At 64.9% G+C, this 853-nt stretch carries 1 protein-coding gene; it reads right to left on the bottom strand.

The annotated features are described in order from the left end of the window. A partial coding sequence (locus B7R24_RS16880) for a transposase (protein ID WP_172583008.1) occupies positions 1 to 754 on the bottom strand: 754 nt, incomplete at its 3' end. Positions 755 to 853: the final 99 nt, after the last annotated feature.

Raw genomic sequence — 853 nt, 5'->3', positions numbered from 1 at the left:
GCCGGGCAGTGATCGACACGGCAGCACCCGCGCGGAGCGCCGCGGTCACGGTCGCGTGCCCGTAATACGCGGAGTCCGCACGAAGGAGAATCGGGGCCGTGTTCGCGCCGGGAAGCCGGGTGACCGTCTTCAACGCATCCGCGACGATCCGGGCAGCCCCGCGCGGTGACCCCGCCGCGCCCTTGCGCAGACGGTGGGCGATGACCACCGGCGCGCTGGTGCTGGTGGACACGGTCGCGAGCAGCGCGTTGAGGCCACGCACTCCGGAGTATCCGAACCCGGCGCCCTGCTTCTTCGGCCCATGCACGGGAATGATGGTGTCATCGACGTCCACGAACACCAGCCCGCCGTCAGCCGGTGCCGGGACGATCGGAGCGTGGCCTGCGAGGTTGATCAGCATCCGGGACGCGACAGCATCGAGTTGGCGAACGTGTCCGAACGTGAACGAGCGGAGGAATGAACCCAACGTCGACGGCGCATAGATCGAGGTGAACAACCGGGCCATGCCACCATGACGCAGCACCGCCATGTCATCGATCGAGTCCGCTCCCGCGACCATCCCCGCGACCAGCGTGGAGACCTTCAACCCGGCGTTCGCGCCCTTGTCTGTCGGGACGCTCAACCACCGATCGACGAGGCTGCGCAGACCCGCGTTCTCAGCCAACCGCATGATCGGGAGGACTCCTGCAGAGGACACGAGATTCGGGTCATCGAATGATGCGGCAGCGGCCCGTGCGGCATGAGAAACTTGCATCTGCGAGATGCCTCTCTTTTCGGGTCCAATTGTCTCTGTGGTAAGAACAATTATCCCTGATCAGAAAGGTATTCTCCGTTTAACGCGCCGATCTCACCC

The organism is Subtercola boreus, assembly GCF_003399645.1.
In the GTDB taxonomy this organism is placed as follows: Bacteria; Actinomycetota; Actinomycetes; order Actinomycetales; family Microbacteriaceae; genus Subtercola; species Subtercola boreus_A.
Note: the sequence above shows the minus strand (reverse complement) of the source record. Positions and strands in the feature narration are given on the sequence as shown.